The organism is Citrobacter sp. Marseille-Q3906 (assembly GCF_916618775.1).
Classification (GTDB): Bacteria; Pseudomonadota; Gammaproteobacteria; order Enterobacterales; family Enterobacteriaceae; genus Citrobacter; species Citrobacter murliniae.
Window position 1 is genome coordinate 1490961 of record NZ_CAKAKA010000002.1, and the last position, 10211, is coordinate 1501171.

The 10211-nt window shown below is 49.6% G+C and carries 7 protein-coding genes; 2 read left to right on the forward strand and 5 right to left on the reverse strand.

Going from position 1 to position 10211, the window contains the following annotated elements; all coding sequences use genetic code 11:
• Positions 1–49: 49 nt before the first annotated feature.
• Positions 50–607: a fimbrial protein gene (locus tag LG384_RS11315; protein ID WP_225760916.1), complete on the reverse strand. Its 558-nt coding sequence runs from the start codon at positions 605–607 to the stop codon at positions 50–52.
• Between the two features lie 532 nt (positions 608–1139).
• A complete protein-coding gene (gene cybB / locus LG384_RS11320; protein WP_200013197.1) occupies positions 1140–1670 on the reverse strand; it encodes a cytochrome b561 in 531 nt (176 codons plus the stop codon).
• A gap of 189 nt (positions 1671–1859) precedes the next feature.
• Between cybB and gap the strand changes: the two genes are divergently transcribed.
• Positions 1860–2861, forward strand: coding sequence for a type I glyceraldehyde-3-phosphate dehydrogenase (gap, locus tag LG384_RS11325; protein ID WP_045442819.1), 1002 nt, complete (start codon positions 1860–1862; stop codon positions 2859–2861).
• A 47-nt stretch (positions 2862–2908) separates the two neighbouring features.
• On the opposite strand, the gene aldA is transcribed toward gap, so the two are convergent.
• From aldA to hrpA, 3 genes are all read right to left on the reverse strand, one after another.
• Positions 2909–4348: an aldehyde dehydrogenase gene (aldA, locus tag LG384_RS11330; RefSeq protein ID WP_048221466.1), complete on the reverse strand. Its 1440-nt coding sequence runs from the start codon at positions 4346–4348 to the stop codon at positions 2909–2911.
• A 199-nt stretch (positions 4349–4547) separates the two neighbouring features.
• A complete protein-coding gene (locus LG384_RS11335; protein ID WP_167493959.1) occupies positions 4548–5345 on the reverse strand; it encodes a YdcF family protein in 798 nt (265 codons plus the stop codon).
• A gap of 63 nt (positions 5346–5408) precedes the next feature.
• The gene (gene hrpA, locus LG384_RS11340) at positions 5409–9311 is read right to left on the reverse strand and encodes an ATP-dependent RNA helicase HrpA (protein ID WP_225760917.1); all 3903 of its coding nucleotides are present in this window, start codon (positions 9309–9311) and stop codon (positions 5409–5411) included.
• A 201-nt stretch (positions 9312–9512) separates the two neighbouring features.
• Between hrpA and azoR the strand changes: the two genes are divergently transcribed.
• The gene (azoR, locus tag LG384_RS11345) at positions 9513–10118 is read left to right on the forward strand and encodes an FMN-dependent NADH-azoreductase (RefSeq protein WP_045442827.1); all 606 of its coding nucleotides are present in this window, start codon (positions 9513–9515) and stop codon (positions 10116–10118) included.
• Positions 10119–10211 lie beyond the last annotated feature (93 nt).

The window sequence follows — 10211 nt, forward strand, 5'->3', positions numbered from 1 at the left end:
AGTATTCCGGCCAAAACTATAGCCAATCCTTTCATCACCCAGAGCTCTCTTACAGGTAAGAGACTGCGTACTGTACGGTACCGATGACCGTACCAGCGCTCGTATTGCCATTTGGGCTGTAATACTGCACGGCATAGTCGTGTTCACCGGTAGTATTACCTGCTGCAACGGTGATCCCGTCAACGGGTGTTGAATTTCGCAGATCAATGACCGCTGTACCCAAACTGTCGGTCATCAATTGCAGCTCAACACCTTGCGCTGTACCGGTATTGGCGAGGTTACCGTGCTGGGTCATATTATTGGCAACGAATACCGTCTTGATATTCAGTGCGTTGGTATCAGCGGTACACCCGGTCACTCCCAGAGTGAATGCTGTCAGACCCGCTACAGAGTCTAGGCTTGTCAGCTCGCTTTTAGCTACAGTAGGCAGTAACACCACCGGGCGTGCGTTCACACCGTTAACGGTGACTTCGCAAGTTTGCTCGGTCACTTCACCTTTAAAAGTGATGGTATTAGCTGAATCAGCATGAGCCGCCGTCTGAGCAAGTAACAATGCAAGGCTACCGGCAACAAATATATGGCTGGCATGGGAGGTATTGATTTTCATATTGTCTATCCTTAAATAAAAATACACTGACATCCTGACCATGCATGCAATATCCCCTGCAATTGAAAACAGGATATTTATTTGCGGCAGTAAAGAGGTCAGTAAGGTCTTATGGCACCATAGGAGTAGCCCTACGATAATTGGTAGTTTAAGAATTATCTTGGCAAATAAAACCTTTATTTTCTCAAATAACATGAAGAACGATCTTAAATAAGATATGTAATCTTAAAATTCATTGTAACGTATTGATTTGGTTTATTTAATCATGAAACCCTATCTCAAATATAATTTTTCTTAAGGTTGTGATAAGTATATTAAATGCGTAATCGTCATAGATTTATAATGAAATGGATTATCGCGGATAGAGTGTGACTCTAAAAAAATGCCTGGCCCCACTTCACTACGAGCATATGAAGCAAATTGGAGTGGTGTATGATTTTATTGATATATTTAGAATGAGAACAATAAAAGTATTTATATTGGCTGGTAGAAAGCAAACGTCCCGCATTATGCGGGACGAAGGAAATATGCGTTATGAGCGCTTACGCGGCATCATCCGCAATAGCGTGTTATCCTTCCAGAAATAGTGATGCATCAGGGCTGCTGCTGCATGCAGGCCTATAACAAAATAACCCAACTTTGCCAGCGTCACGTGCCAGGACTTCAGCATATCGACCATATCGAAGTTGGCTTCTGCCGCATGCGGCATGACAATGCCGAACGCTATCCACGGATTCCCCCGGTTGTACATCATCACCAGACCAATAACTGGCAATACGATAAACAGCAAATAGATAATCAAATGTCCAAGATGCGCCATTCCGGTCATCATCGGTTTAGGCTTTGGCACAATTGGCGGTGCCGGGTACTTAAGCCTGACCAACAAACGCGCCACCATCAGCACTAAAATCGTGATACCACAGGAAACATGCACCATGTTGAACCAGGGACGATAGCTGCGAGGCGCAAATCCACGCAGTTCCATCGCACAGTAGGTCGCGATCACCAACAAAAAGACCAGCCAGTGGATACCAATCTGTAGGCCAGAATACTTATTCCCCATAACACTTCCTGAGTAAAAACAATGATGCGTCAACATAACCAGCTTTTGTTAAAAATTCATTAACTTTTGTTCGCTCATTTTCAGTCAGTTACGCTTAACCGCAAAAACAGGCATTGCCCCTGGTGGCTGACTGGTCTATGCCTGGTAGGGAAAATATGTGGTACCGCTTCACCCTGACAGGAGAAAACCATGAGTAAAATTGGCATTAACGGTTTTGGTCGTATCGGTCGTCTGGTATTGCGTCGGCTACTGGAAGTCAAAAGCAGCGTTGACGTCGTTGCCATTAACGATCTGACCTCACCGAAAATTCTCGCCTACCTGCTAAAACACGACTCAAACTACGGTCCGTTCCCCTGGAGCGTCGACTTTACTGAAGATGCGCTTATTGTAGATGGCAAAAAAATCGCCGTTTACGCAGAAAAAGAGGCCAAAAATATTCCGTGGAAAACCACAGGTGCGGAAATTGTCATCGAGTGTACTGGTTTTTATACTTCAACGGAAAAAGCCAACGCCCACCTGGATGCAGGTGCCAGGAAAGTATTGATCTCCGCCCCTGCTGGTGACATGAAGACTATTGTCTTTAACGTCAATGACGACACTCTGGATGCTAACGATCAGATTATCTCGGTCGCATCCTGTACCACTAACTGTCTGGCGCCTATGGCGAAAGCATTGCACGATAACTTCGGTATTCAGCTTGGTACTATGACCACCATCCACGCGTATACGGGAACACAGTCGCTGGTTGACGGTCCGCGAGGCAAAGATTTACGCGCTTCACGGGCGGCGGCAGAGAACATCATTCCGCATACCACCGGTGCGGCGAAAGCGATTGGTCTGGTTATTCCAGCATTGAGCGGAAAATTGAAAGGACACGCCCAGCGCGTTCCGGTGAAGACCGGTTCTGTTACGGAGCTGGTTTCGGTGTTGGGCAAAAAAGTGACCACCGAAGATGTCAATAATGCGCTGAAGAAGGCGACGCTGAATAATGAGTCGTTCGGCTACACCGATGAAGAGATTGTCTCATCAGATGTCATTGGATCACATTTCGGTTCGGTATTTGATGCCACACAAACGGAGATTACTGAAGTTGGCGATCTGCAACTGGTCAAAACCGTCGCCTGGTACGACAACGAATACGGTTTTGTGACCCAACTGGTTCGCACGCTGGAAAAACTCATCAAGCTTTAATACGTTAGCAGATGCCGGGTGACACCCCTGCTCACCCGGCATCGATATCAGGACTGCAGATAAACAACCTGAGTTTGCAGATATTCGTTCAGGCCGTGTTTGCCGTCTGCCCCGCCAATTCCGGATTTGCGCCAGCCGGCATGGAAGCCCTGCATCGCCTCGAAGTTTTCACGATTAATATACGTCTCACCAAATTTCAGGCCTTTAATTGCCTTCATTGCCGTATTCAGATTTTGCGTATAAATCGATGAGGTCAGTCCGTAGTCGCTGTCGTTGGCCATCGTAAGCGCCTCTTCCAGCGAATTAAATGACACCACAGGCAATACCGGACCAAATGTCTCTTCGTGCATAATTGCCATCTCCTGGCGCACATCCAGCAGTAAGGTCGGCGGATAATAATATCCCTTTCCTGCCTCTGCTTTGCCACCAAGCACCACGCGTGCACCTTCTTGAACCGCGTGTGCAACTTTTTGTTCCACACGCGCCAGCGCCGCGGCGTTAATCAGCGGTCCCATGGCAATATCATTGCGCTCAGCAGGATTACCGTACTGAACCGCTTTCATCGCCTCACCCAAACGATTGACAAACTGGTCATAAACACCTTTTTGCACGTACACACGTTCAGCGCAGTTGCACACCTGTCCGGTGTTAATTACCCGTGAGTCAACAATGGCTTTCACCGCCAGTTCGAGATCGGCATCATCCATTACGATAGCCGGCGCCTTCCCGCCCAGCTCCAGACAAACTTTGGTAATGTTTTTCGCCGCCGCCGCCATGATTTTCTCACCAGCAACCACACTGCCGGTCATGCTCACCATTGCCACTTTCGGGTTTCCGGCAAGCTCCTGACCTACCGTTTCGCCACGTCCAAGTACCAGGTTAAATACCCCGCGTGGCAGGCCGATGTCATCCACGATTTTAGCGAATGCGATCGCATTATTTGGCGTAAACTCACTCGGTTTAATCACAATGGTATTACCCGTCAGCAATGCGGGTGCCAGCTTGCGAGCAATAAGGAAAAATGGGAAGTTCCACGGTAGGATGCCAGTCGTCACGCCGAGCGCACGCTTAAACAGCAGGATGTTTTCACCCGGGCGGTCACTTTGCAGGATCTCACCTTCATAACGGCGCGCCCACTCCGCCATGTAATCGATATAGTCTGCGGTGAAAGAGACCTCAACATCAGCCAGTTGTTGGATTTTTCCGCCTTCAGCCACAATCAAAGCACTGATTTCGCTGGCACGCTCCCGAATACCGGCAGAAATTTTGCGTAACCAGTTTGCGCGTTCAATGGCAGGTAGCGCTTCCCATTCCGGCTGAGCGCGATGTGCGGCATCAATCGCTTTACGTGCATCTTCGGCACGACCATCGGGAATTCGGGAGATAACCTCTTCGGTTGCTGGATTGATAACATCAATCCAGGCGTCGTCGTGCCAGGTCACAAACTGCCCATCGATATACATAGGATGTTGTACGGGTACTGACATGCGTTTCTCCTGTGATTGATTTGTTTTTAACAAGTAAAACTATTGTTAATTAATATCAATCATGCATGGCACATTGCCGCTGTAATATTGGTTCTGTGAACCGCTTCATAAAAGTGTCAGGGAAAGTGGTCACGAAGAGAAAATACGGGCGGGATTTATGCCCGTTTGCGTAAAAGTTCCCACAAACGGGCAGCAGATATCACAGAGATCGACTCTCCAGTAAGTCAATCATAGCGGCGTCGTTTTGTAGATGTTGCCACGCGTCCTCAATATTCTGCGGAATTTCAACATGCTCAATAAAATCACGACCACGGGGACCATAGCCGGTTTCATCATCGCGCAGACGAGGAAGTTCACCGATAATCAGTGAAAGATAGCGTTCGACCGACCAGAGACCATCAGTGGCCTGAGCAAATCCCACACCACTCTCCTGCTGAGTCAATTCAGGCACAAAACCTGGAAAACTTAACCAGCTTGGCGCATGTGGATCATCTCGCGTTACACGATGAAACGTTGCCATTGTGCGGCGTTGCATGGTGGGGTCCTGTACTACGATGACAGAACGAACGGTTTCTGTGGCCTGACGCAGTAACGCACAGCTAAATCTGGCGTTCTCACCACTGTTTGTGGACTGGTCTTCTACCCAGATTTTTTCCCCCGGAATTTGCCAGAACTGGTGGGCGATATCGGCAAGAATTGCCGCTTCCGCGCGTCCGGTAGTGCGAATGATGTTGTAGCGTGGGTGTTGAATAATAGCGTTATACAAAAAAGTCGTGGAGTGTCCGATACCACCGCTGATCAGCAAGGGAACCTGCTGTTCTTTCGCTATACGACAAGCCGCGTCGATGGTTGGGATCACCGCGTTTCCCGCCAGAATTACGCAATCCGACTGAACAGCGATTGTTTCACCGAAATCATTCTGCGCCAGCCACTGTCCAACGGTGTTTATTGCCTTGAGGGTGGTAGCGGAAAGTGTCGGAAACTGTCTCATATTCATGGCTCCTGATCTTTGTTCCTGTAGGCCGGAGAAGACGCGTCAGCGTCGTCATCCGGCACTGCTTTAGCCTGTAATCTGATCCATGGCCTGCAGGATTCGTTTATCTGAAATTGGGTACGGCGTGCCAAGCTGCTGAGCAAAGTAGCTGACGCGCAACTCTTCAATCATCCAGCGGATCTCTTTGACATCATCATCTTCACGGCGCGCAGGTGGCAGTTTATTGAACCACTGCTGCCAGGCCTGCTGCACGCTGTCCACTTTCAGCATCTGCGCACGATCGCGGTGCGGATCGATGGCCAGTTTTTCCAGTCGTTTCTCTATTGCTTGTAAATAGCGCAGCGTATCGCCAAGACGTTTGAAGCCATTACCGGTGACAAATCCGCGATATACCAGTCCGCCCATTTGCGCTTTGATATCCGAAAGCCCCAACGCCATGGTCATATCCACGCGTCCTTTAAGACGTTTGTTGATATTGAAGACTGCCGTCAGGATCTGTTCGACCTGTTTGGCAATCTCCACCACGGTATCGTTCAGTTCAGCCCGCACTTTCTCATGCAGTGCTGTAAAGCCCTCTTCCGTCCACACCGGTCCGCCATTGGCATCTATCAGTTTATCCACACCGCAGGAGATACAGTCATCTATCAAATCCAGTACTTTGCCGTACGGGTTAAAATACAGGCCCAGTTTGGCTTTATTTGGTAGCTTCTCGTGCAGGTATTTGATTGGCGATGGAATATTCAGCAGCAACAGACGGCGTAAACCGCACCACATCGCCTGCTGTTGTTCCAGTGGATTATCAAACAGCTTAATAGCAACACTGTCCCGCTCGTCCACCAACGCCGGCCACGCTTTCACTTTGTAATTGCCGCGTTTTTGCTCGTAGCTTTCCGGGAGTTGACCGAAGCTCCAGATATGCAGCCCGCTCTGTTCGATACCATCATCTGCCACTGCGGACAGCGTTTCCTGAACTTTACCTTTCAGCGTATCTTTCAACGCCTGAAGCGAGCGCCCTTCCTGCAGTTTCTTGTTTTTATCATCCACCACGCGGAAGGTGATTTTCAGATGATCGGGGACCTGATCCCAGTGCCAGTCGTCACGGTCGACGGTGACGCCGGTCATCCGGCGCAGTTCACGTTCCAGTGAGTCCAGCAGTGGCAGTTCGAGCGGCGTGACGCGTCCTAAAAAAGCTTCAGCGTAATTTGGTGCAGGAACAAAATTACGGCGCACTGGTTTTGGCAACGATTTAATCAGTGCAATCACTAATTCACGGCGCAGCCCAGGGATTTGCCATTCAAAACCGCTTTCATCCACCTGGTTCAGCAACGGTAGCGGGATATGTACGGTCACACCGTCGGCGTCAGCTCCAGGTTCGAACTGATAGCTTAATCGCAGTTTGAGATTACCCTGATGCCAGAAATTCGGGTAATCCAGCTTGCTGATTTTTTCCGCCCCCTCTTTGATGAGCATGCTCTTTTCAAAGTTGAGCAGATCTGGCGTTTCACGGCTGACCTTTTTCCACCAGCTATCAAAATGACGGGCAGAAACCACATCATGGCTGATACGCTGGTCATAAAATTCAAACAGCGTTTCGTCATCGACCAGGATATCGCGGCGGCGCGATTTGTGTTCTAACTCTTCCACTTCTGCACGCAGTTTCAGGTTGTCCCTAAAAAACGCATGGCGTGTCTGCCAGTCACCTTCCACCAGCGCGTGACGGATAAACAGTTCACGCGACAGCGCGGGATCGATCTGGCTGTAGTTCACCTTACGGGCAGCAACAATTGGTAGGCCGTAAACGGTGACTTTTTCTGTCGCCATGACCGCACCCTGCGCGCGCTCCCAGTGTGGTTCACTGTACGAACGTTTGATCAGATGTTGAGCAACGGGTTCCACCCATTCCGGATCGATACGTGCGGCAATGCGTCCCCACAATCTGCTGGTTTCCACCAGCTCCGCCACCATTGTCCACTTCGGCGGCTTTTTAAATAAACCGGATCCAGGGAAAATTGAAAAACGGGCGTTACGCGCGCCAGTAAACTCTTGTTTATCGGCATCTTTCATCCCGATATGCGACAGTAACCCAGTCAACAATGCAACGTGGATCTCACGGTATTCTGCTGGCTCACTATTGACAGGGATCCCCAGTTCTTTCACCACCTGACGCAATTGAGTGTAAATATCCTGCCACTCGCGCACTCGCAGATAGTTAAGGAAATCAACCTTACACTGGCGACGGAACTGATTTGATGACAGCGCTTTTTGCTGCTCACCGATATAATTCCACAGATTCACAAAAGCGAGGAAATCGGACTCTTTATCGTGAAAGCGACGGTGTTTTTCGTCAGATGCCTGCTGTTTGTCCATCGGACGCTCTCGCGGATCCTGAATGGACAGCGCCGAGGTAATGATCATTGCTTCTCGCACGCAACCATGCTTCTGCGCTTCCAGCACCATACGTGCCAGACGCGGATCTACCGGTAGTTGTGATAACTGACGGCCTAAAGGCGTTAACTTGTAAGCAGTTTGCTGTTCATCGGTAGTGATCGCCCCCAGTTCTTCCAGCAGACGCACGCCGTCCTGAATATTGCGTTTATCCGGCGCTTCGACAAACGGGAATGCTGCAATATCACCAAGCCCAAGCGCAGTCATTTGCAGAATAACGGACGCCAGGTTAGTACGCAGAATTTCCGGGTCGGTAAATTCCGGGCGCGACAGGAAATCGTCTTCGGAATAGAGACGAATACAGATCCCTTCTGATACGCGACCACAGCGCCCTTTACGCTGGTTAGCAGAGGCCTGCGACACGGGTTCAATCGGCAAACGCTGGACTTTAGTACGGTAGCTATAGCGACTGATACGTGCGGTACCGGGATCTATAACATATTTAATCCCCGGAACGGTCAGCGAGGTCTCTGCCACGTTGGTTGCCAGCACAATGCGACGTCCACTGTGCGACTGAAAAACACGGTTCTGTTCACTGTTAGACAAACGTGCATAAAGCGGTAGCACCTCAGTATGGCGTAAACCCAGCTTATTCAGCGCATCAGCGGTGTCGCGAATTTCGCGCTCTCCGCTCATGAAGATCAAAATGTCGCCCTGACTTTCGCGTCCCAGTTCATCCACGGCGTCAAAAATCGCCTGCAGTTGATCGCGTTCGGTGTCATCCGCATCTTCCACAATCGGGCGATAGCGTACTTCCACCGGATATGTACGACCCGAAACTTCAATAATGGGCGCATTGTTAAAATGGCGTGAGAAGCGTTCAGGATCGATAGTCGCAGAAGTGATGATAATTTTCAGATCCGGACGACGTGGCAGCAACTCTTTCAGATAACCGAGCAGAAAGTCTATATTCAGGCTGCGTTCATGAGCTTCATCGATAATGATGGTGTCGTACTGCATCAGCATGCGGTCCTGCTGGATTTCCGCCAGCAGAATACCGTCCGTCATCAGCTTGACCATGGTGTTATCACTAACATGATCGCTGAAACGAACTTTATAGCCGATACAACCACCGGGCTCCGTCTGCAGTTCTTCTGCAATACGGTTAGCCACGGTACGCGCCGCCAGACGACGCGGTTGGGTATGACCGATCAACCCTTTAATTCCGCGTCCCAGTTCCATACAGATTTTCGGCAACTGAGTGGTTTTACCGGAACCCGTCTCCCCGGCAACAATCACCACCTGATGGTCGAGAATGGCTTCCAGGATATCCTGTTTTTTCTGGCTGACAGGCAGGTTTTCCGGGTAAGTAATATCCGGCCGTGCCGCTTCACGCAGCACAACCTTACCTGCTGCCAGCTCAATCTCTTTCGCCATCTCCTGGTAAATGGCCTGTTGTGCATCAGGATTTTTAACCTTCTTCACACCATGCAGACGGCGGGAAAAACGCTGTTTGTCACGCAGCATCAGTGGATCCAGCTGTTGCTGCAACATGTTGAAGGTTAATTTCTGTTGTTCTGTCATAGCATTGGAGGGCAGTGCTCTGCCGGGTTAAATCTCTTTTAGATGATAGGTATAGAGTACCACATCGGTGCTTTTCGTGTGTTGTTCAATAATTTCGAACATAGGATTCGATATATTGCGCTATCACTACGGCAGGATTGTGAATAAAGTGTCAATAAGCAACGGGGCACATCCCCTTCAAACACATATAAGGAATCACCCATGAGCAAGGTATTAGTTCTTAAATCCAGTATTCTGGCAGGGTACTCTCAGTCTGGTCAGTTGTCTGATTATTTTGTTGAACAGTGGCGTGAAAAACACCCTGCTGACGAGATCACGGTTCGTGACCTGGCTGCAAATCCTGTTCCGGTACTGGATGGCGAACTGGTGGGTGCTCTGCGCCCGAGCGATGCGCCGTTGACTCCACGTCAACAAGAAGCGCTGGCGCTGTCTGATGAGTTGATTGCTGAACTGAAAGCGCATGACGTCATTGTGATCGCCGCCCCAATGTATAACTTCAACATCCCGACGCAGTTGAAAAACTACTTCGACCTGATTGCCCGCGCCGGGGTAACTTTCCGTTATACCGAGAAAGGACCTGAAGGTCTGGTAACAGGTAAACGTGCTATTGTTCTGAGTAGCCGTGGCGGTATCCATAAAGATACACCAACCGATCTGATCACTCCGTACCTGAATGTTTTCCTGGGCTTTATCGGCATCACCGACGTGAACGTTGTCTTCGCTGAAGGTATTGCCTACGGTCCGGAAGTGGCATCGAAAGCACAATCTGATGCAAAAGCGGCGATTGATAGCGTGGTTGCTGCCTGATAATTTCCCCTCTCACCGTCCGGTGGGAGGGTTTTTAACCGGCACTCAGAGCCTGACGGGATAGACTCCTATCTCTTTGTCTGCTTTCCGTGA